This is a genomic window from Thalassomonas actiniarum, assembly GCF_000948975.2.
Classification (GTDB): domain Bacteria; phylum Pseudomonadota; class Gammaproteobacteria; order Enterobacterales; family Alteromonadaceae; genus Thalassomonas; species Thalassomonas actiniarum.
Map to the genome: position 1 here is coordinate 608,663 of NZ_CP059736.1, position 23,058 is coordinate 631,720.

The 23,058-nt window shown below is 41.9% G+C and carries 19 protein-coding genes; 6 read left to right on the forward strand and 13 right to left on the reverse strand.

Annotation, left to right across the window (positions count from 1 at the left end; genetic code table 11):
• Positions 1-213: 213 nt before the first annotated feature.
• Complete coding sequence (locus SG35_RS30820) at positions 214-1,212, reverse strand: transposase (RefSeq protein ID WP_044831189.1); 999 nt, start codon at positions 1,210-1,212, stop codon at positions 214-216.
• 140 nt (positions 1,213-1,352) lie between these two features.
• Between SG35_RS30820 and SG35_RS30825 the strand changes: the two genes are divergently transcribed.
• Together SG35_RS30825 and SG35_RS30830 are read left to right on the forward strand one after the other, a co-directional pair.
• Positions 1,353-1,778, forward strand: a complete 426-nt coding sequence (locus SG35_RS30825; protein WP_044831002.1) for a hypothetical protein — start codon at positions 1,353-1,355, stop codon at positions 1,776-1,778.
• Positions 1,779-2,250: 472 nt separating this feature from the next.
• Complete coding sequence (locus SG35_RS30830) at positions 2,251-3,447, forward strand: hypothetical protein (protein WP_044831003.1); 1,197 nt, start codon at positions 2,251-2,253, stop codon at positions 3,445-3,447.
• A 285-nt stretch (positions 3,448-3,732) separates the two neighbouring features.
• On the opposite strand, the gene SG35_RS30835 is transcribed toward SG35_RS30830, so the two are convergent.
• The 3 genes from SG35_RS30835 to SG35_RS30845 form a co-directional block, all read right to left on the reverse strand.
• Positions 3,733-4,800 (reverse strand): alpha/beta hydrolase, encoded by a 1,068-nt coding sequence (locus tag SG35_RS30835; RefSeq protein ID WP_044831004.1) that lies wholly within the window; start codon positions 4,798-4,800, stop codon positions 3,733-3,735.
• A gap of 492 nt (positions 4,801-5,292) precedes the next feature.
• On the reverse strand, positions 5,293-6,174 hold the full coding sequence (locus SG35_RS30840; protein WP_044831005.1) for a glutathione S-transferase C-terminal domain-containing protein: 882 nt from the start codon (positions 6,172-6,174) through the stop codon (positions 5,293-5,295).
• 57 nt (positions 6,175-6,231) lie between these two features.
• Positions 6,232-6,675 carry a Dps family protein gene (locus tag SG35_RS30845; RefSeq protein ID WP_044831006.1) on the reverse strand — a complete coding sequence of 148 codons (444 nt, stop codon included), beginning with the start codon at positions 6,673-6,675 and terminating at the stop codon, positions 6,232-6,234.
• Positions 6,676-6,794: 119 nt separating this feature from the next.
• On the opposite strand from SG35_RS30845, the gene SG35_RS30850 reads away from it, so the two are divergent.
• A complete protein-coding gene (locus tag SG35_RS30850; RefSeq protein WP_044831007.1) occupies positions 6,795-7,682 on the forward strand; it encodes a LysR family transcriptional regulator in 888 nt (295 codons plus the stop codon).
• Here the strand turns inward: SG35_RS30850 and SG35_RS30855 are convergent.
• Entirely contained in the window at positions 7,679-8,596 is a 918-nt protein-coding gene (locus SG35_RS30855; protein WP_236702514.1) for a DMT family transporter, read from the reverse strand. The two genes, SG35_RS30850 and SG35_RS30855, sit on opposite strands and share 4 nt — an antisense overlap.
• Positions 8,597-8,846: 250 nt before the next feature.
• Here SG35_RS30855 and SG35_RS30860 point away from each other — a divergent pair, with 250 nt between their 5' ends.
• Positions 8,847-9,653: a hypothetical protein gene (locus SG35_RS30860; RefSeq protein WP_053042787.1), complete on the forward strand. Its 807-nt coding sequence runs from the start codon at positions 8,847-8,849 to the stop codon at positions 9,651-9,653.
• 133 nt (positions 9,654-9,786) lie between these two features.
• Here SG35_RS30860 and SG35_RS30865 read toward each other — a convergent pair whose 3' ends face one another.
• Positions 9,787-12,270 carry a hypothetical protein gene (locus SG35_RS30865; protein ID WP_044831008.1) on the reverse strand — a complete coding sequence of 828 codons (2,484 nt, stop codon included), beginning with the start codon at positions 12,268-12,270 and terminating at the stop codon, positions 9,787-9,789.
• 302 nt (positions 12,271-12,572) lie between these two features.
• Complete coding sequence (locus SG35_RS30870; protein ID WP_044831009.1) at positions 12,573-13,508, reverse strand: LysR family transcriptional regulator; 936 nt, start codon at positions 13,506-13,508, stop codon at positions 12,573-12,575.
• Between the two features lie 246 nt (positions 13,509-13,754).
• Between SG35_RS30870 and SG35_RS30875 the strand changes: the two genes are divergently transcribed.
• Positions 13,755-14,471, forward strand: coding sequence for a hydrolase (locus SG35_RS30875; RefSeq protein ID WP_084692477.1), 717 nt, complete (start codon positions 13,755-13,757; stop codon positions 14,469-14,471).
• Between the two features lie 77 nt (positions 14,472-14,548).
• Positions 14,549-16,318, forward strand: coding sequence for an amidohydrolase (locus SG35_RS30880; protein WP_044831010.1), 1,770 nt, complete (start codon positions 14,549-14,551; stop codon positions 16,316-16,318).
• 218 nt (positions 16,319-16,536) lie between these two features.
• Here SG35_RS30880 and SG35_RS30885 read toward each other — a convergent pair whose 3' ends face one another.
• The 6 genes from SG35_RS30885 to SG35_RS30910 form a co-directional block, all read right to left on the reverse strand.
• Positions 16,537-16,794, reverse strand: a complete 258-nt coding sequence (locus SG35_RS30885) for a thioredoxin family protein (RefSeq protein WP_044831011.1) — start codon at positions 16,792-16,794, stop codon at positions 16,537-16,539.
• 131 nt (positions 16,795-16,925) lie between these two features.
• Positions 16,926-19,715 carry a hypothetical protein gene (locus SG35_RS30890; protein WP_152646471.1) on the reverse strand — a complete coding sequence of 930 codons (2,790 nt, stop codon included), beginning with the start codon at positions 19,713-19,715 and terminating at the stop codon, positions 16,926-16,928.
• A gap of 10 nt (positions 19,716-19,725) precedes the next feature.
• Positions 19,726-20,169, reverse strand: coding sequence for a type III secretion system chaperone family protein (locus SG35_RS30895; protein ID WP_044831013.1), 444 nt, complete (start codon positions 20,167-20,169; stop codon positions 19,726-19,728).
• A 474-nt stretch (positions 20,170-20,643) separates the two neighbouring features.
• On the reverse strand, positions 20,644-20,982 hold the full coding sequence (locus SG35_RS30900) for a thioredoxin family protein (protein ID WP_044831014.1): 339 nt from the start codon (positions 20,980-20,982) through the stop codon (positions 20,644-20,646).
• A 34-nt stretch (positions 20,983-21,016) separates the two neighbouring features.
• The gene (locus SG35_RS30905) at positions 21,017-21,619 is read right to left on the reverse strand and encodes a hypothetical protein (protein ID WP_152646472.1); all 603 of its coding nucleotides are present in this window, start codon (positions 21,617-21,619) and stop codon (positions 21,017-21,019) included.
• A 56-nt stretch (positions 21,620-21,675) separates the two neighbouring features.
• On the reverse strand, positions 21,676-22,593 hold the full coding sequence (locus SG35_RS30910) for a polysaccharide deacetylase family protein (RefSeq protein ID WP_044831016.1): 918 nt from the start codon (positions 22,591-22,593) through the stop codon (positions 21,676-21,678).
• Between the last annotated feature and the right edge of the window lie 465 nt (positions 22,594-23,058).

The following is a 23,058-nucleotide window of genomic DNA, read 5'->3' on the forward strand; positions in this document are numbered from 1 at the left end:
CATACGAAAGTTGGACAGCCATACGAAAGTTGGACAGCCAAAAATTGAATTATACCGATGACAATATCATGAATATCAGCCAAAGTAACAAGGGAATTTTATTTATTTTACGAACGGATGTTTGTCTTTCAAAAAAGAGATAATCGAAGAATTTAGAACAAGATAGACCTTCACTATCAATTAGCGGGCATCGTTACTGTTAAAGCTTGAAGATTAGTGAAAGATAGCTTCCTGCTCTCGCTGTCCAGCAATCCATTTTTTCCCCATATGTTGGGCATAAAGGGATAATTCCGCTAAAGAGCCCACTGCCCGGTGATATTTTTTGCCAAAGTGCTGCGCTAAGTCTATCCAGTCATCGCCAGAAAACCCTAGTTGCTGTAATAGCGGATAAGCATTTTCATCAATATAACCCCGTTTATCCTCTCTAATGGCTTTACCGGTAGCTTCCACCAGCTCAAAGTAATCAACAAGTGAAAAAACTATACCGTAGGGTTGGTCTTGATGTTCATTGCCAATAAAACCGAGTAAGGGCTTAACTTTAAACGGAAGCGTTGATGGATTGTCTTGCTTACTGGCTTTATCATGTGCCCGCTCGTATGCTGAGGTATATTCAGATTTTTGTACGGTACTTGCCATTTTAGCGCGAATGGGGTTTAAATCGACATAAGCCATACAAGCAAGTAGTGCTTTTTCATCCAGCAAGGCTTGAGATTTAAACCTGCCTTCCCAAAAGCGCCCCTGGCAGTTATCTTCTTTATTCGCTTTACGGGCAATATACTCATTAAGACTGCGCATCAACCAGGAAATATCGCTGAGTCGGCCACGCCACTTTTCGATAATTTCCAATGCCGCAGCCTTTTCAGCACTTGTTTTGGCTTCCCCGGATAACCAGCGTTCGACTAAGGGTTTATTAGCATAGAGTTGTAACCAGCGCCGACAAACTTCTTCATCACTCCAGCTATTGGCTTCCTGCTCATTAACATAGACCACTAAGTGATAGTGATTTGACATTACCGCATAAGCGGCCACCTCAATCGCAAATACCGATGTGAGGAAACGGATACGGTCAACCATCCACTGCCGCCTGTGCTCATAATTCTTGTTGGTGTATTCATCGTCACCGCACAGGAAAGCGCGGCGAATACAGCGGGAAACCAAATGGTAATAACAGGTATCGGAAAGGGAAATTTGAGAACATCGTGCTTGAGTCATAGTGAACACCATTGCCAGTAAAAATAACTGTGACACAAAGGTAGCTCAGCTTTTCACATTTACCAAAGTTTGAGTGTCCAACTCTGATGTGAGTGTCCAACTCTGATGAAGTACTAAAATTTGGGGGCTGGGACTTTAATATGGCCATTGCGCTACTAAATTATGGTAGTGATGAATTCATTGATGGTGTGACCATAGAAGAAAATGGAGAAATAAGAGTAGATCACGTTACCTCTAACCAAGGCGCTTTGATGTTAGAAGCCCATCACTATTGGGGAGAGCAAACAGGTAATTATGTTTGGGGCTGGGGCCCTTTTTTCTCTATTGGTTTAGCTAAAGAAGAAGGTGGAGATCCACTTTCAACTTATGGCGGTGGGTTGATGTTTGGTATTAAAAGCGGCAAAAGTACATTTAATGTCGGCATGGGGTATTACATAGATACAGATTTCGTTAAATTCCGAAAAGGAATAAAAGAAGGGGATATAACTACAGAAACAGATCCACAAAAATTATTACAACGAACAGATGAAGATGGAATGATGATTGTGTTTACCGCAACCTTTTAAATTGATTTTTCGACTGAGCGGTGTAGCACTACTAAAGTCCTTAATACCAAAGTTTGGGTGTCCAACTCTGCCTTCATGGGTGTCCAACTCTGCCTTCAACTCTGCCTTAATAGTAATAGCAGTTGTTGCATGAAATCGTCCGTTTATTATTTTTAGAGCTGGATAGTGTAGCGTTTTTTGGCGTGATTTTATAACTACTGTATTAGGGGACAGACGGGGGACGGAAAGGAGACGAATTTCAGATATAAAAAAAGCCTGAACCTCAAATCGGGCTGCAGGCCTTTATTTCGATGGTACCCAGGGGCGGACTTGAACCGCCACGCCCTTGCGAGCACTAGCACCTGAAGATAGTGCGCTTTCTTGGCAAAAGTCACTGGTGCATTACCAATACATTTCCTAATATAACAATATATTGTTCAGCATAGAGGTTTAGTCATCATGGATGGTCATTTTGACTAAGTGATGAGGCCAGATGAATTCTATCTATAGGAATGAAGTATCACTCTACGGTGTATATCAGAGGGCGTTTTTTAGCAAAGCTTTTAAGGAAAAGCTTATATCCCCTATTGAGCCTGCGCAAAAAGACATTGATGTAACTACTCTTGCAGAAGAAGATTACGACAGGCTGTATAAATACAATCCTAAAAAAACGTCTGTATTACAAATGTTTCTTCTTTTCGACCGTATAACTTTAATAGACGCTGACTTTGGTTTTGATTATTCAAAGCTTAAAGAAACTGGACTCATAGATGTAATAACATTATGGGAAGAGCCTCTTTTACTGGGGCAAAATGATTGGGACTTGGCGACAAGAAATTATGCTATGTATTTGAAGCCAATGATTATTCCAGGGCTGATTTCTTTCTTAGAAAAAGATGAAAGATATGCCCTAAAAAGGAGGTTTGGATTAACCCCCAAAACCTTCTTCAGTGCATTTTTTGATATGTGTATCCTACCTGAGCATACTTCATACGACATTGAAACATTCAAGAAAGTAGATCAATATATTATTGAACATACTGAGGCACGGTATATAAAGAACAAAGAAATGTGGGATAGTAATTCCATATCTAAAGATCAAGCGTATGAACGTATCATATCTTGGTGGTCATATCATGTTACTGAATCAGTAGGCAAATTAATGACACTTATTGATATCAGTAATCAACAAAACACAATAGTTGTACAGAATGAGTTTAGAGAATTAGATTCCCCTATAAATGGAATGAAAAATATTCATAGCAACATAGATATGACTATGGAAGCATATGGAATACTTAAAATGTCTTGTGAGCAGCTCATTGGAGCTTTACCTAAAATTGGCACAATACAGGATGTTCTTCGAATAAAAGAAAAAAGATCAAAGGACATACAAAGACTTAGAACCGCACTTAATGAGGTGGAGTACTCACTAAAAAATGGTGAAACTCATGCATTAAGAAAAGCCAATAAGATAATTGCTGGGGCTGCAAAGGAGCTCAATAAAGGTTTCGAATTGCAGAAAGTGAGTAAGTGGTCAACATATATGAGTCTCCCTATATCCGGTATAGAATATTTGTTCGGCCTGCCTCCCATATCGGGAATTTCTGTTGGGGTTATTGGAGCTGCATCCACTGCGTATTCAAACCAATTAGTTGGAAAGAATGATTGGATGAGTGTTATTCGATAAAAAACATCCCAAGCTCTATTTGATATTTGCAGCTTAATGTCGCTTTTGTGGCAATAGTAGATGTGAATCGATATAAATGATTTTTGGATCGATTTTGGATCGATCCAGAGTGCCAGCCAGTGTAATATAGTGCAGCGTGCTTTTGCAGGGGGCGCATTATATGGCACTGAGGCGCACTGAAAACTACAGCGCGAGGGTTCGAATCCCTCCCTCAGCGTGTTTGTTTATAGCGTACGGTTGATTTAGATTAAGTTTTGGACACTTTTCCGGTTGTGTGCTTCAACTTCATTGTTTGAATTTCCAATACCGTCCAGCTTCTGTGTCAATAGGGCTTAACCGAAACCTCTGATCTGGTCTTAGCCCGTTACGAATCAAATTAAATATATCTGATAAGACAGAACTTTCATCTTTGGGGTACGAATGCCCCAGAAGACTTGTATCCACAGCTGTAGCATCAATCGTTTCAATCCCAGAAACTATAACTAAGCCCTGCCCTGAATCTCCAGCACGAGGATTGCCGTGCACTTTCTTTGATGCTGCCAAAGCCAGATCTTTAGATGATGCATAAAGAGTGGTTGGTCGATTTGAATTGGCAAGTGCAGGAGCTATGTCTCTTTTGAATACATCAGCATCAATATCAGGCGCCATAAGTATTACCTCTTTAAGCCGTTCACGAAGCAAAGGTTTATCTGTGAGGAGTGACGCTACCACACGTGTTAATGCTCGGTTTCCCATACTATGAGCTATCAAATAGACATTTTGGGCTTCAGAGTGAACAAAGAAATCTACAAGAAAAGCTCTTAAATGAGCCTGCGACCATTCTATATTTTGTTCATCAATAGTGTATGCGGGAATTGTGCCCTGAGATGGCCAACTGTAAAAGACAGAAGCCCCTTCGAATCCAAGGTCATATGAAATCTGCGCGGTTCTTCTTGCAGCTTCTTCAAATGTAACGTTGTATCCGTGAACGAAAATAAATGCACTACGTGTTTGGGCTGAATTTACCATGGCAGCTAAATCAGTAAAGTACTTGTCTTTGGAATTAATCCAAGTACTTAGAAGGACAACATGTTTCGATGGTTCTTCTCTGAATTGGAGTCTCCATATTGACGGTGATTCTAGCTTTCCCATACGGTGATCACGCGGAATACTTACATCACACGTACCATATGTTAATTTTGATCGTTCAACACCAAACATTTCACCTGGTTTAGTTTTCCCTGTTAAGTTTCGATCCGTTGCAAAGAACGTTCTAACCACCGCAAATTCAGGTTCTATTAATTGCGAATGTGTGGAACATCCTTCTAAAAGTATCGTAATGATTAGGACGAAAAAGTATGGTACCTTACGCATGTTTCTTCCTTAACTAATAAATAGGTATTAATCAACTACATTATCCAGAGACATTATTTATGATAATTTAATATAGATTATATATTGATGAATTCTCACTAAATGGCTGTCTTAAAAGAGAGTCACAAGCAGATGTATAATCGAATTAAATGAGGAAAAAATTTCCGTTGTTTGCATTTGTTGATAAAAATAGGTGTCCCCTTATACAGTGGTTTTCAAGCTTAAAAAACTCGCTAAGCTATTGTTTTCCTTAATTTCCACTTTTTCACAAAATTGCTATTTTTCTATAGCTAAAAAGCTTCAGAAATTAACGTAAGCTCATGTTTTAACTGCTAAAGATGTATTGGTGTGCCGGAATCTTGAGGGGCAGTGCCGTCTTGAAAACTAAGCATTTGTTAACCCCGGGAAATCAGATTTTGGCTGTCCGGCTCTGTGCTGTTAGCGGTTTGAAAGCTCAAATTTCTCGTTTAGTGGCGACAAGCGGACATTCAATCACCATATAATTTCAGGGCCTGATGGTATAATGCCTGTAGGATTGATATGGCTATGAGAAACATAGTAATGTGCTTTCATATAAGCTATATCAACGGTCTCACGAATGCTTTCATTGCTTACCAGGTTCAGCATGTATCTATATAAGTTCTTAAACGCTTTTAATGGCTTTAAATTAGCTTTGAAGTGAATCTCATATACGGCTTCCATTCTTACCAGAGTCGGCAATAGAAAGAAGTCAGATAAAGTTATTCTATCGCCAAAAAGATATAATGATCCTGCCAATTTTTTGTCCAAGTTCTCTAGGGCAGAAAAGTAGTCCGAACTCGCTCTATCATAGTCCGTTTGATTTTTGGCAAATCCCACGTGGTACACATTACGATTAACATGTTGGTGCAACCAGATATTCATTTCTCTAACCTCATGTTCAAGCGATGTTGGAATTAAGGTTGCGGGGGTTTTTGCCAATGCCAGCCAATTGGCAGCTAAGTTTTCAGCGATTAACGAAGAGTCATTCTCGGCAACTGTATTATGAGCCTTATCCCACAGGACAGGCACAGATACTCTTCCTGAGTAATCATGCTTTGCTGCTAAATACAGATCAATCAAACGACTTTTTCCATTTACTTTGTCAGGAAATTGTTCGTTGAATAGCCAGCCATTGTCGTAACGTTTGGGAGCAACCGAGGATACCGAGATGGCATCATCAAGACCCAAGTATTTAATAACCAACAAGGGGCGATGAGCGAAAGGGCATGCAAGCGACATGTACAAATGATATCTGTTTTCCTCACTAATAACTTCAGAAGAAAATCTATCTTCAAATGCCAGTTCAGTCGCTTCTTTATTAATTTCCCAAATACCTTTATCTAAAACAGCCATAAGTTACTCCTATTTACAAAATCAATGTGGCTAATCAGCAAGCATTGAACGAAGCATTCAGGCCGTTTTTTCATGCTCACGCATTCGGTCAGATACCAGTGATGCCGATGATTCATCTTCCGCACTTTGTGCAAGGCTTAGAGCAATTCGGCAGGTTTTAACTATTTGCTCATGACCCAAAGTTAAAATCTTGACCATCTCACTCGCATTTGGAATGTCTTCAACCTCTGCAATAGAACTCAATTTGGTAAATGCTTTGTATGATCCGGGGGCAACTTCACCAAGAGAACGTATGCGTTCAGCTATTTCATCAACAGCAGTTGCCAACTCGTTATATTGCTCCTCAAACATTAGGTGCAATTCCCTGAAGTGCATTCCCGTTACGTTCCAGTGGAAGTTATGAGTTTGCAAATAAAGCGTGTATGAGTCTGCTAGTAAGTGCTTGAGTGATTGTGCAATTTCCACTCGTTTTTCTGCGTTTATTCCGATATCTATATTCATTTTTGTGATCCCAAATGAGAGGTTTAAAAGGTGAATTCACTATAAAACCTGACCTGCAGTAGATAAACATCACATTAGTGATAGAATAGTTTACTGACAGTTGATAATTGAGGCGTTCAATGGATAAATTAAGGGCTATAGAAGTATTCAGGCGAGTAATAGAACTTGGCAGTTTTAGAGCAGCAGCTGAGGATTTAAACTTATCCAAAGCCGCTATCAGTAAAAATATTAATGAGTTAGAAGACTTTTTAAAAACAGCTCTTATCAATCGCACGACACGGAAGCTGCATATAACGGAAAGTGGCCAAGTCTATTATGATCAAATTAAAGTCATATTAGATAATTTAGCCAGTGCTGATCTGTCGATGATCGACTCCTCTAATGTACTAAGGGGCTCAGTCAAAATTAGTATCCCAATGACATTAGGCGTTCTAAAAATAAACCCCATTATTTGTGACTTTATGAAATTGCATCCTGAAATTTCAATTGAAGTCATTATGAGTGATAGTTACATAGACTTAGTAGAACAAGGGGTTGATATTGCTATCAGGGGAGGAGGGCTACTCAAAAATTCCAGTTTAAAATCACGTAAGTTATTAGATATTGAAAGAGTGGTATGTGCCGCGCCGGAATATTTAAAAAATGCTCCTAAACTGGAAGTTCCTGAAGATCTCACCCTGCATAACTGTTTAATTTACACTCTTTCATCCTCCAAACAGTGGACTTTCAAAAAAGGCGAAGAAACTCAAACTGTTGATTTAAACCCTGGCTCTTATGCTGTAAATAATGGCTTGGGCTTAAAACAAGCGATTATATCCGGGTTAGGTGTGACATTAACGCCTAGGATGTTTGTCGACGATGCTTTAGCTAATGGCGATGTCGTTGAGTTGCTTCAGGATTGGCAAGCTGAAACACATGCTCTTTATGCTATTTATCCATTTCATAAAGAGCAATCACCCAAAATAAGAACTTTAATAGACTTTTTAGTTGAACAATTGCCTGGTTAAGTGGACTTAACTTTGTTTGTGCTAACTTTTTGTAGATAAAATGTCGCGATAACAGAAAGTATGATACCGGGGTATATCGGGCTATTAATTGACTGTCCTTGTAAAACGAATTGCAGCAATATTACTAGCGCTGGCGTCATGAATACATAAGCCATTACTTTCGTCGGACCAAGTTGAACAGTGATTTTTTGCATTATCAGCGTGGAGAATAAAGTAGCAAATAAGGCTAAGTAAAGGATATGAAAATAATCTGTTTCACGGATCTTGTCTATTTCTAGTGGTTGTCCGATAAAAATCAATACCAGCGCCATCCAAATAGCCCCGCCTATTAGCGTACAGAAAACCATGGCTGGCATACTTTCGCCTTGATATAAAGTTTTCATAGCAATGGAGAATCCTGCCATTGAGAAACAGCCCATTAAAAAGTATAAGTCCCCATTATTTAGCGATAGAGCAAAGATGGTGTTGATATCTCCTTTAAATATTACCCACATAGCTCCGACTGTTCCCATGGTATAGGCGTTTAACATATACCCGGAGATGGTTTCTCTGAAGAAAACAAAGCACAAGACAGCAGTAATAAATGGCACCAGGGTATACAGGGCGGTAGTGTTTAGTGCCGTTGTTGTTTCCAAAGATTTGAACATACACAGAAAAAACACCGAGTAGAAAAGACTGATAATTAAGCTTTTAGGCAATACTTTTTTAATCGCGGATCTGTGTTTTGGAATAGTTAGTATTACCGGGGAAAATGCTATTACGGCACCAATAAATCTTAGTAGTGTCAAAGCAACAGGATGAATGATACCTGATAATTCAGCCGCAGATAAAAAAGACCCTGCAATGAAAAGCGTCATCAAAATGGCTAACCCATGAGACGTTAGATTTGTCATAACCACCTCTAAAACAGGCATAGAAAACGAATACCTGAAATTCTAAATATCCAGCATCAGTAGATAAACATAGCTTCAGTAACAAAATTATTTACTCTTGGTTAATAATAGGGGTGAGTGATAGTAAACAAATGTGGCTTATTAAATGAGATAGTCTACTTTTGGTGAACAGTAAGTTGACTGAAACCGGGTTTTTCTTTGATGTCTCTGCTCCTAAACTGCTCAGTGTTAACCGAATCGCATCATAGTGATGCATTGACAGGAGCAAATTATGAACAAGTTATTAAACATGGTTTTTATAGCCGTACTTTCAACTGTGAGTGTGTCATCAGCGCTTGCAAGTCAACCTTCAACCAAAGGCCAGTTAACCTTGTCATTTAGCGATGGTCGAGCCGATGTAAACGGGGTCGAAGCTGTTAATCAACATCTGTTAAAAGTAGGTGTGAGAGTCAGTACTTTACCCTTGCCAGAGGCAGCAAAACCAATTCTTAAAGCGTCTACTAAGCGAGCAGTAACGCAAGAGGAAAGCGAGAAGTTATTGTCTTTATTCTCGCTTCACAGGGGCCAGTTATTGGATGAAATAGCGAAGGCTGGACGCAAGCCTGAAGCACACCGTGGCGGTTACCTGTCAACTTCAGAGCTTGGTGTCGCACCTTACCCTAAGGTGTATGATATGAATGCAATGACAACAGAAATTAAACACTACTTACAGAAAAAATTTGGCAAACTTCACGTAAATAGCTCTAATGCCGGTGTTGGCATTGATGAAGTAATGACAATCGTTTCTGGTGGTTCCTGGACTTGGTTTTTTGTCTTACCTGATAATGTTGTGGGTAAATTGACTTTAGGTTACGTCGGTTTGGATAGCAAAGCTTGGCGTATTAGTTACCCCGGACTGGTACCACATGGCGGTTACTTAGACTCTGATTATGGTTTAGTCGTTGCCTATGCTCACGGACCAAAAAACTTCGTCATGCGGTATGAAGAGCCAAGTGTAGAAGGTACAGAAACTTTGAACGATAATCCTTGGATTGATTTTTCAGGTGACAAGCCTAAGCTACTGAAAATGGCTAAGTAAATTATTGAAGCCGTTGCAAATAGAAACGGGCTGTCAACAAGCCCGTTTTAATTGTTTAATAAGCTGCCAATGTCTGCTAATGGCACTGAGCCGGTTGTCAGGTTTGGCCTGAACTAATCCATATTGATACTGTTTAGTTTGATGAAGCCAATAGCGTTTCGTTAACCGCTTCTCTTAACAGTCGACGGTTTAACCGGCTGTAGCCGGACTCGGTAGAGCGGGTGATCTTTTTCAATTTCGACTTTACTTTGCTGTAGAGATCTAAACTGTTCTGATCCTGTTTCAAAGCTTTACTCAGGTAAACTTTATTTTCTCCCAGTTGCCAGCCGTCCAGCCCCAGCTCGCCATGTTTGACCGAAGAGGCAGCAGTAACCAGTAATGGAATCGCCTCTTGTTGATGAAAATCATCAACAAAGGCTTTCACCTGATCCGAAGTACTGGAAGTGATATCCAAGATAATCATTTTAAGCTCTGAATACTGGCTGTCGGTGAGCTTGGATGCCTTGGTCATAATCGGCGCATCGGTCGTGTTGACGCAGGGATTATTATCTATATGCAGAATAAGAGGTTTTCTACACCACTCGACAAAGGGCTGTAAATCATTAGGTAAGGCACCGATTAAGAATTCCTTATCTTCATCATCTTCTGGCGCAACAACGGTATTGGTTTTTTTAAGCTCATCGATCAGGCTGGTAATCGTGGGGCCATAGTGCTCATTTACATATTCATAGGTATCATCACGGTTAGTCTCTTTCTGCAACGCGGCTTTATACATCATATTTTCCAAGTGCTCGAATAATAAATCGGCACGGTTAAAGTATTCGCTATCTAAGGTGCGGTTCCAGGACATGGATGCTTCAAAATAAGAATACTTTAAGCAGCTATAGGGAATTGGCAGTTGCTCTTCATTTAAGTCTAAAGAGTCCATTGCTTCTTTCAGTGCCACCATAGGCCCAAAGAGGGAGCTCATGCCTGACGGACTGTAAAAATTCTGCTGGCCGTCTTCATCATCAGAGGTATCTTCAACATCAAAAAAGGGATTCTCCTGTACCGTTTGCACGACCATGTCATCGGCCATACGTTTAAGTGCCTGCGACAGGTTTTTATAGTCCGGATAGGTGCGTTTTTTCTCCGGTGCGTATTTTTTTAGCGCCGTGGTGAAGATATTAATCAGCAATTCAAAGAGATCCTTGGCTTCCTGGTCCACATCCAGCTGGTTGAAATCGCCGTCGAGCGGGCTGTCATGCTGCCCTACATCATCGTTTTCCAAATTGCCGGTAGCGTAGGTATTATAAGCTAGCATAAACTCATCTTTATTAGCCTTAACGCCAAAGCAGCTATTGATATCTTCTATCGAGAGTACCTGGCCTTTACTGCTGGCTTTTTCCTCTATCTTGGCCCGTAAGATTTTATGGCCACAGGCACAGGCAAGTCCTCCCCTGAATTTATCTAACACCACATGCTTATATAACCCCGGGTGTATTTCTATTTCTTTCTCTGATAAGTCTAAAAAGCGTGCCTGATTTGGGCAGGCAGGGTTATCATCATTAAAGGTGAGCGATCCTAAGGCCAAATCTGCATCTACAATGCCCTGGATCACACAATCGATAAACTTCTGGTTTGGCGTAATACCCAGCGACAACCTGACCCCCGAATGGACATCGGTAATGGTGGGAGTAAGAAAGCCAAAACTCTGTCTTCTGGTGATGATCGGCCAGGCTTCCTCTGCTTGCAGGCGAAGATTGATATGAGCCAGGATCCAATGGGTAGCAAACTCCGGGTAGCCTTCGGGAATGTCTTTGCCGCTGCCGGGGATGTTATCAAAAAGGATGATCAGGCAGGGATAATTCGCATCCAGCTGATTACTGTCAATTTTAAAGAAGCGATTCTCGTCGTTTTTGGGCTGAAAACCGTCCACTATCTTCTTCAAGGTCGCCAGTTTATGATTTAACAGGCGGTCGATCACCCCGCGAACACTGCTATTATCGGCACGTTTCTTCCGTCGTTTCTTATTTGCCGTGTGGTACCTGAAGACCTCATCCATGGCGCTGGCATTGGCGCCAACATTATAGGCATAAACCTGGTCGAAATAGCTCTGGGTGCGTTCGCCAAAAGCATTTAATCCTTGTCCATGGAAGTCATGCTGTTTTTGTGAGCGCCGATAAACACCTTCGCTAAAAGGCTTACTGGAAGCTGCCTGTAAGTCATAGGCCTTTACATCCCGTTCTCTATCCTTTGTTTTTTCCAGCTTAGAGGTTTTAACTTTATAAATTTGTCTTTGATCATCAAGCATATTAAAGGCTTTAAGGGCCTTAAAGCTATCTCTGAGTTTGCGGTAGGTCACATAACTGCCGCATTTGTTAACCGCTTTTTGGATAACGAGATAGTCTGCTTTTAACAGTTGCCAGCTGCGGGACTTAGGAGATTTCGGGTTTTTTTGTGTTTGCAGCAGTTCGCGCTTAAAATCCTCACATTTACCGTAGAGGTCATTGGTTTTAGAAAGTCTTTCTAAGGTTCCTTTTCCCGGGTACATAGGGAGTTTGTTAACATGATCAATAACAAAATTTTTATATTGCTTTTCAATTTCTTCCAGGCATTTGATAAATTCAGCACTCATATAGCTCTTCCTTATATTGGCAGCAGTTAAGGTGATAACGACGAATATTTGTTGGAGCTGATATGGTAACGGTGACTAAAATGACGGACTCGGTGATTACTCTGCTAAACCCGGTTATTTCATGTATTGAGTAATTTCTTGTTTAACTTGGATAAAATTACGATATTCTTTTTGTTGCTAGCCATTGTGTTTGAAAGCTTTTAAAGAAGCGTTTCATCGAAATTAGTAATAGTTGATTAGATGTATTAGCGACCTAACCGTACAATTGGTTAGGTCGCTTGGGGCATTATTTACAATTTACTTTAATCCGCATGGTTCTCTTTTTCCTGGCCAAGACTATCCCAATAAGCACTACCGCCAAATTTTTCCTGAATAAACTTCACAAATAGCCTTACTCTGGCGGAAAGATGGCGGTTGGGAGGATAGAGTAAGCTTAAATGAATTGGCGGTGCTGTATACTCACGCAAGACATTCACCAGCTTACCGCTTTGTAAATCTTTGCCGGCAATAAAAACCGGTAATAACGCCAACCCCATGCCTGCTACGGCAGCATCCCGGAGTATTTCGGCATTATTGGAGCACATGACACCATTAACCTTGAGCATCTTATCACCGTCAGTCCCATGTAATTTCCAATTATTACCCGATGGTAAATTACCGTAATGCAAACAAGGTAAATCCCTTAATTGCTCCACTGTAACGGGTTCTTGATATTGTTCCAGAAATTTTGGTGAGGCACAGATAATTCTTTTCGATTCAACAATAGTATGTTCAACCAATGCCAGGCTATCGGTAGGACTGGCAATGCGCACCGTCATATCAAAGCCGTTTGAAACCGGGTCTATCAGTTGATCACTTAAAAATACCTGTACGCTTATTTTTGGATACTTTTGCATAAACTCAATTACGGCTGGGCTTAAATGCATAGTGCCAAACGACATCGGGGCATTTATTTTCAACTCACCGGCAGGTGAATGCTGGTTAGTTTGCAGCAAGGCTTCTGTTTCTTCCAGATCATTTAAAATGCCTTTAACCCTTTCCAAATAGGCTACGCCCGTGGGGGTTAAGGTGGTGCTGCGTGTCGTTCGATTTAGCAGACTAACCCCAAGATGATCTTCTAAATTGATCACTAATTTATTGATTTGTGATCTGGAACGCCCGGTTTTCCGTGCTGCTTGTGCAAAGCTCTCGGCTTCGGCTACGTCCACAAATGCCTTCATTGCAGAAAATTTATCCATATCACTCCTCCTGACAAAAGTATAAAGGATTTACTGTCTCATATTTTGAGACAGTAAAGGGAGTAATCGTCATATTGTTCGAAATTAGGCGCTGGCTTAACCTTGCAGCCTGTTAATGATAAGGGGGATAACAAAGGAAAATTATAACCCAATTGATAGCGCTTCGAGATGAAGGCGGTGTAAGCCGACGAATCATTTTTTATTTTAATCAACTAAGTAATCCAGAAAAAGTAAGAGGAAATAGCCATGTTAAGCACGATAAAACATTTTAGATACCTGCTCACCGGAGTAATGCTGACATTTTTAGTTTCGCCGGCGTTTGCCGCAAAACCGGGAAAAGATTTACTGACACCTGATGATCATGCCCTGTTGCTCATAGATCATCAGCCACAAATGGCCTTTGCTACCGCCTCCCACGATATTGTTGAGCTTCGCAACAATGTTACCGGGCTGGCAAAGGCTGCCAGGGCTTTTAAAGTACCGACGATTTTAACGACAGTAGCGAAAAAGTCTTTTAGTGGTCCGTTGTTTCCTGAATTACAAGCGGTATTTCCTAAACAAACCCCTATAGATCGCACCACAATGAATACCTGGGAAGATGATCGGGTAGTTAAAAAGTTTAAAACAACCGGCAAGAAGAAGCTGGTGATTGCTGCCTTATGGACTGAAGTTTGTGGCGTTGGCCCGGTATTATCAGCGTTGGATGAAGGTTATGACGTTTATTTCGTTACCGATGCCTCCGGCGGTGTCAGCAAAGAAGCCCACGACATGGCGGTGCAAAGAATGATACAGGCAGGGGCCCAACCTATTACCTGGTTGCAATATATGCTTGAGCTGCAAAGGGACTGGAGCAGGGGCAGCACCTATAAAGCGGTAACCGACATCGCCAAAGAGCATGGTGGTGGTTACGGCCTGGGCATTATTTATGCTAAAGCTATGTTCGGTGCTGAAGAAGGCCACTAATTGTAAATCAGACTAAAAACCGGCAGAGGCTGTGCTCACAGCCTCTCTTTTCCACTGTATTTATCCCGGACTTTCCAATGAAAATGAAAGCTAAAAAGCTGATCGGACTCGCACTGAGTACACTATTAACATCAAACCATGCCTTCGCTTTTGCAGACATCATAGTGCATAACGCTAAGGTCACTACTTTTGACGGCTCTAATATTACGGCTTTTTCGGTGAAAGATGGTAAGTTTGAACAACTGAGCCATGATGCCGATACATTGCTAAAAAACAAACAAGCTCATACACAAATTATTGACGCTAAAGGTAAGCGTATTATTCCCGGACTTAATGATTCACACTTGCATGTGGTCAGGGGAGGGAGGTTCTATAATCTTGAAACCCGCTGGGAAGGCATTACCAGTTTAAAAGAGGCCTTATCTCTGCTTAGCCAACAAGCGAAAAGAACGCCGAAAGGGCAATGGGTAAGGGTTATTGGCGGCTGGAGTCCCTATCAATTTGAAGAAAAAAGAATGCCGACGGTGAGCGAATTAAATGAGGCGGTACCCGATAATCCTGCCTTTGTTTTGTTTCTCTATTCCGGCGGTTTACTCAATAAAGCTGGCATGCAAGCGCTGGGGATCAATAAAGACAGTAAAGCTCCTAAAGGTAGTCGTTATCAAAGGGATAGTAGCGGTCAACCAAGCGGAATGTTGATTGCGGATCCCAATCCCGCCATTTTGTATCAAACCATCAGCGCCTTACCGCAATTAAATCCTCGGCAGCAATATAATTCTTCGATACAATTTTATCGAAAACTATTGAGTTTAGGTGTCACCAGCGCTATAGATGCCGGCGGTGGCGGTCATCAGTTTCCGAACAATTATCAGGCGAGTACAGATTTAGCCTTAAATGGCGAACTGCCAATACGGGTCTCTAAATACTTGTTCCCGCAACAGCCCCAACAGGAATTAAACCAGTTTAAAAGCTGGATGACTGGTTATCAAAGAGAGCAGAACCAGCATAGTGATTTTGATTCGGGTTATGTCATTGAAGGGGGAGGGGAATTGTTGGTGTGGTCCGCCTCTGATTATGAGAATTTTACTTCAAAGCGGCCTGAAATGGCAGCCAATGCGGAAAAAGAACTCGAAGCGGTTGTGCGTTTGCATCTTAATAATCGCTGGCCATTCAGGTTGCACGCTACCTATAACGAAACCATAAACAAAATGTTAACCGTACTTGAAAAAATTAATGAAACCCAGCCGTTAACTAAAGTACGGTGGTTTTTCGATCATGGAGAAACTATCTCGGATGATAACCTGATACGTCTTAAAGCTTTAGGGGGAGGTATTGCGATTCAAGGGCGTTTAGCTTTTGCCGGAGAAGACTTTTTAGCTCGATACGGAAGCGAGCAAACCCGGCGCTCGCCGCCAATCAAGAAAATGTTGGCATTAAATATTCCCGTAGGCCTGGGAACGGACGGCACCCGGGTTTCGAGCTTTAATCCCTGGAGTACCTATTACTGGGTGGTGTCTGGTAAAACGATTGGCGGCACACAGCTCTATGACGAGCGTAATATTTTGGACAGATTAACTGCGCTTAAACTCTTTACCTTGGGCTCCGCCTGGTTCTCAGGGGAGGAAGAAGTTAAAGGAGCAATAAAAGTAGGAATGTATGCGGACTTTTCTATCCTCAATCAGGATATTTTTACCGTGGATGAAAAAAAACTATTGCAAACGCAAGCTGAGATGACTGTGGTTAACGGTAAAGTAAAGTTTGCCACCCGAGAATTTGGTGCTTATGCCACCCCGGCATTAAAAGCTTTACCTGCATGGTCGCCGGTAAATTTTTCTGGAAATGAATGAAGGCCTGGTGAAAAATTAATGTAACCACTTTGGTGCTAAGCTATGATGCTTTCCGGCAAAGGTTTATGCCTGGGGGCCGCGGCCAGAATGCTTTTGTATAAGATGTTTCACTATATGCTTAGCATTGTGCTTCAGCCATAGTGTGTCTCAGGATCAGATAAAATCTAACAAAAGGAGGTGGATCTGCAGGGAACTATAGTACCCTGCTATCCGTCTTTTTATTTGATTTTTAACACGAGTTGGCGAACCTCTTCAACCGATAAGGTGCGCACCAGACATGCCACTTCTTTGCCATGGTGCATCAGGGTCAAAGTCGGCCAAAGCTTTATCTTGAACGCACGTCCCAGGGGGACTTTTTCCGTCAACACTTGTTGTACTGCAGGAGTTGCAGCTTGGCAGTGTTCACACCAGGGAGCGCGCTCTTTGGTGATTTGAACAATCAAACCTTTCAAGATAATGCCAACGGAGTAATTCACAGGTTTATCAAATAAAAGGGGCGGGGAATTGTCGAGCTGCCAGCACTTTATTTATATGCGTTAATTACATGTATTTGTGACCTAAGCGTATAATAGCTTAGGTCACTTTTTGGCCTTGTTTACAATTTACTTTAATCCAACCTCCTGATTTGAGTTGCAATATCCCTGAGTTGCACAGGTGTTTTACCCGGTTTCTGTTTGAGTGCTTCAGCCATTTGCTCAATGTCCTTCGCGGTTGTTTCCAAAATTACCAGTACCTCCTTTTTACTGTCGGCAGAGGCGACGGCTATTTGACAATATTGCAATTTTTCAGCTTTCAGTGCCGTGAGTTCGGCATGTTTCGCACTCACCAGGGGGTTGAGTTGATCCAATTCTGCATTTTTGAGCTTTTGCGCCGCCAGTTTATTCAAGTGGTGGCTGGCAATGTACTTAGTGCTGAGCAAGTCATGCTCGCGGGCAAGTACTCTGCTGGATTCTTTTGCCTTTTGCATCGGTGTTGAATGATCAACCAGTTGCTCTAACGAGACACTTTCACTGATGTGGCTGTTCGCGGCATGTTTGATCTTGCCTTTACCAAACCAGGTGCCGTCTATGTCGACGAAATCCAAGCTGTCACAGGCACGGTAAAGGGCCATGATGCCGGCGTTATTGCCTTGTTCCCTAAATTGCTCCAGCTTTTTATTGAGGTTGTCGATGATGGCTTGCGGCGATCTGTCAACCAAACCTGGCTTTACCCGCGCCATAGTGGTTCGGCCCTGACGCACCGTAATGTCGAACAAGTCCCCCCAGGTCTCTTGCGCTTCTTGCTGCGCTTCATCGAAACGTTGCGGGTTGGCAAGATAATGTTCCATGGTATCCAGGGTATGACTGCCAACATCCCTTAGTTCATCCTTGACCGACATGCTGGTAACGGCTTCATAGCCTTGTTGCATAACATCAACAACTTTATTCGCGACAAACTGGCCGGTGACGCCACTTAAAGAACCGGCAAGGTTACCCATCCAGGTCGGCAGCCTGCCGCCGCTTAAATTGTTCAGGCCAACGGCAACATTTCGAACCATGAGTGCTTTACTGGCGATGGATTTACTGACATCTAACACCTCTTCCAATGCCAGCTTGGAAATTTGCACGGGATCGCTGTCAACCACCTGTTGGCTGAGATCCGATAGGGTATTTACGGCGGTATGGGTGATGGCCTGTACAAATGCAGGGCAGGCATCGTCGATCCCTTGTCCGGTTGATTGTGCATATTGTGCCAGGCCATAGCCTAAGGCATTGATATTTTGTCCCGTGCTGGTGGCAAGTTGTGCAAGTGCATCCATATTTTGCTGGCCAACCAGGCGGCTGATATCCAGGGTCAGCAGCCCTACGCCTAATTCGACCCCTTTGCCCACCACCGCCTGGGTAGAGTTTTTGATCATGACGCCCGCATAATCTTTAAATTGCGCGCTGATTTGCTGCGCCGACTCTTTTGAGGCCGTTAAAAAATGTTGTATTGATTCCGGGCTGGACTCATAGGCATAATCACCGGCAATACTGAGATATTCGCCAAATTTTTGCGCCATCAACTCCGTCGATATGCCGGCTTTTTCTGCGTAATGACGGAAGCTGTCCCAGTCTCCGGTATCGGCATAATCGCCCATTTCATGTTTTAAGGCACTTAATAAACGGTGGTTTTGCAGTTTGTTCAGAAACGGATCCCGCTGGCTGAAGGTGTCCTCCATTTGACTGTGGATCTGCTGTTCAATGCGTTTACGTTTTGCTGTTATGCCGGAAACTTCTTGTTCGGCTTTTTCGGTCAGCGTAACGCTATAGTTGCCGTTTGATTCATCCTTATCGACCTTGATATACGGATTATCTTCGCTCCCGGAGAGTAATAATTTAAAGGCAAACTCAGCCTTAGGGTTGTCTTTAAGTTCATTTAATTTGGTTTGCACCAGCATGGCCAGCTCTGTCAGTGAATGACTTCGGGCGGACCCCGGGTTGGTTAAAATTTCAAGTTCATCACCCGTTTCACTGAGTTTTGCGTTAACTATACCTTTGAGATGGGTGTCTATTTGGGCAAATTGCTCGCGGGGGCTTAGATTTTGCTCCATATGAATATTGACCAAGGACAAACCACTACTTATCGTGTTGAGTACTGTACTGGCCAGTTGATTTTGCCAATGTGCTTCACTTTGATCCAATGAACTCTGAGCATAGTTATCTAGAAAACTCTGATTGGTCTTTGACATTTCAATAGATTCATCCAGGTCGCCGCTGTGCTCTTGCTGGATACTCCTTAAATGCGGCAAGTAATTGTCAATGCGCAAACGGCTCCAACCGAGTTTGAGCGCTTCTGACTGGGCGGCTTCTATCCGGGTGATGACTTTGCTGTCATCAATATGCTCCAACATTTGGTCCATATGCCTGGCGCCAAATGTCGACACGAACTGACGTACTTCATTATTGACGGCAGAATTGAGGGATATTATGCCAGTGCCCGTCATCGAAATAGCACTGCTGGTAAGCCTGGACAGCGTTGGATCTGAACTGCTTTTGTGTTGGCTCTGAGCTACTTTGGAAAACTTAGCATGTAAATCAACAATCCGATCGAGTTGACGGCTTAGCTTATCTATTCTTTGTTGCTCATTGCCCTTTAGCTTGGCTTTTGGCTCTTTCATTACTTCCACTGCGGCATCGCGCATGGCTTGTAGCGTTTTTATGTTGCCTTCAATTCGTGCCAATAATTTATCTGTTGACGAAGGTATGCTGGTGTTGCGTTGAATTTGAGACGATCTGGATACGCTTGATGATTCCATGGAGTCAGGCAAGTGTATATGTTGGCCTTGAATTGGGTTGCTGTTACTTGACTCTGATTCAGACACACCAATGCTGTCAGAAGCAAGTAAACTGGGTGATGGTAACGGATAAGTTTGCATAATGATTCTCCTATACTGATAGCATTAAATCAGCTGGTTGAAATGAAGCGGGTTCTTCGGTTGCAACGCCAGATTCAAAAAGAAAATCATTGCTGTGAAGTAACTGGTGGATCTGCCTTGCAGCATCAATGTAATTGACCAGGGTATTGACTTTGTTTTCACTGGATAATTGTTCATTGTCAAAAAACAATTTTAATGAAATCCAGCCAGATTCAGCGTCAAATGCCAGACTGGTATTGAACGGCGCATGCTGAAAGTTCCACGCGAGCGCTTGTTGGAATGTGGAGGCATTGCCGTCATATTCGATGATGGGAATAACACCAATCAAAGTTGAATCATCCAGATGTAGAAAAACATCGAATAAGTCATCGTGATTAAAACAACTCGATCCTGAATCATCAAACTGTAATGCCGGATCGTACTCAGATAACCACTGAATGTGTTGTACTGCCACTGTAATTCTCCTCAAAGTTAAAATTTGCCTATTATTTGAGTGACAGAAATTGTGTAAAAGTTATACGTTGTTTTAACAATAAATTGATTTTATGAGAGGTTTTTGGCTTTTGATTTGTCTTATGTATATGAAGTTAATAGAATAAATCAAACAATTTGCTTTGCTTGAAAATTGTGCATTTATTTACATTAGAAAGTCCAGACAAGGAAAAGTGATTCAGGGAGAAGGTGAGAACCGGTGAGCCGTTTGAATGTGAACGGCGCTTGATGGGCGGTTCTGTCGTAAGCGCCGTCAGAGGTATGAGAAATCAGGAAAATACTTCTTTTCAAACACAATTATGCTGCTAAAGAATAAAGTTTTGCCTAATATAGTCATCTCTTCCGATGGAGCTATATCGTCTTGTTAACAGGGAAAATATCCGGGTTAAAAACGGAAAAAAGTCGGTTTTATTTTAACCTTTTGTGCTCAGCCTTTTTAGTTGATTTTTGACACCAATTGGCGAACCTCTTCAACAGATAAGGGCCGCACCTGGCGTGCTACTTCTTTACCATGATGCAATAAGATCAAAGTTGGCCAAAGCTTTACCTTGAACGCACGTCCCAAGGGCTTACCTTTTCCGTCATAGATTTTGATATGAGAGAATTTCGGGTATTCCGTCAGCACTTGTTGTACTGCTGGAGTCGCAGCCTGGCAGTGTTCGCACCAGGGGGCGCCAAACTCAAGAAGTGTGTCGCCGACTAACTCAGTTATTTGTTCAAAGCTAGGTGCGTCTTCTGCATAATCAGGGTTAAAGCCCGGGTGATCAATTTTCATGTTATTTATTTCCGATCATAAGTGATTAATATGCTCACTGCAGAGTTGCTGCATCTGCCGTTGATGCTTGGTTAGCTTTTTGTTGCACCTCGCGATAGACAATGCCAAGCAAAGATTGTTTGCCTATAAGTGTAAAGTGGTTACTCGAACTTTCATATTGCACTTTGTCGATACAAATAAAAGAGGGCAGCAAGTCAGTTAATAACTCTCCCTTTATTTTGTAATTACATGACCGCCTGCTACTTGAGCCATCTTTTTCAAACTTAGCAGAGACACTATAGTCAGACCCGAAAAATATGGTATACACGGCTGGAAAACTGTAGACAAAAGATAACCAGAAAAAAACAAAAACAATTATCGGGAGTGAGGCAAAGCCAAGTATCCTGTTTATGCGGCTCTGCCGTACAACTTGGGGATGTTTCATGAACTTCTTAATATTTAATAATATTCTGGCGATGGTGAATATTGCTGGCAGTAACGCCAGTATGCTGGCGCTAATAAAAGTTTCTTTAGTTGGGGAAAAATCAACCCATATGGCAAAAGGGGCGCCTGCCATGATGAGCATAAAGAAATGAATCATCAATCGTCTTTTTAACGACGGATTTTCCTTTCCAAAGTAAAAAGTATTCCATGCCATGATATATACCTCGACGCCTATACCGTATTTAGCCGTTTTCCTGCGGTAATACTTTGTTATTTGGTGTTTTGTTTGAATACATTATTGTTTTTAAAATATTCATCCAGGTAATCTTCACTTGAGCCATCATCCCTAAGCAGCTTTTTATCCCATCCCTTACTTCTCGCTATTGCGGCGACTCTACCCTGGCCGTTAAATAAAACGTCGGGAACGGTAAAAGCAATGGGATCTTCATAGGCCTTTTGAGGAGAAATAATCTTCCAGCCCTGTAAGCGGATATGCTCAATTAAATCACCGATAAATAAAGCCGCCAGATCATTTTCGTGAAGCAGCAACACATGTTTTGGCGAGCGTTTCAGCGTTTTACGGGCAATTTCATCGTAAAAAACAATGGATTCCCAAAGGGTGGTAATATAAGCCTTCCTTAGTGCGTGGTAATCTATATCTTTACCGGTTGCTAAAGCCCTTTGCAGTAAGCTGTCCATATACCAATCGTAGTTATCGACAGTGACGTAACCATTTTTATAATTCATTCCTTGCAGATGCTGGCGAATACGATCACGTGTCTTTCTATTATTGCCTTCATGCAAATACGGATATCTGTAAAGGGGAACAAGGTTATCAAAAGCTTGCAGCTTATTATGAGCCAGCGTGATGTCGGCAAGGTAGCTTTCAATATCTTTTTTATATGCGGAAAAGTGGCTATGGCTGTGGTTGCCAAGATGGAATCCGGCTTCAGTATAAGCCTCAAGGCGTTTCTTTGACTTTTCCGTTATATTATTTGTGGTGACAAAAAATAGCGCATCAGGGACCTTGGCTTTTTTAAGGTTTGCAATCAGTTTTTGCGTTCTCTCTTCCCCGGAAAATAATCTTGAATCAGGGCGTGGCGCGTCGTCAAAGGTGATGGCTATTTCTTGAGCCTGTGCTGAAATAGCGGTGAAAAAGATCATCAATGAAAATAAAAGCCGGCACATACTGCCTGTCTCCTACTGGCTGGTTAATATCTTAAAATAATGCCTCAAGCACCGGGGCTTGCAGGCGTGTGTTCTTGCTTGTCCTTTGCGAAAAGCCGCGACCGTAAGCGTTTTTTGGCGTACGCCCGGCATCGGGAACAACTTATGAGGCGAAGTTGCCTGCTGGAAAAACAGCGCTCATGTTAATTAATTGTTATTAGACGCTAAATGTTAGCTGATGGCAAGACCTTATCCGTAAGGAAGGCCCGGAAAGACATTTCGGGTTTGCCAAAGTTTTTTATGGCTAATATATCAACTTGTTTTTCTTTGATTAATTGACAGGTATTAAAACCTGAACTATATATTTTCCCTCTGAAACTTTACTTCAGATCACCTTTCGCAGGCGGTATTTGCCTGTTGGAAATATCGCTTCGATTACTTTTTATTAATATGTGTATAGATATAAATTTTTCATTTTAGCGGTTT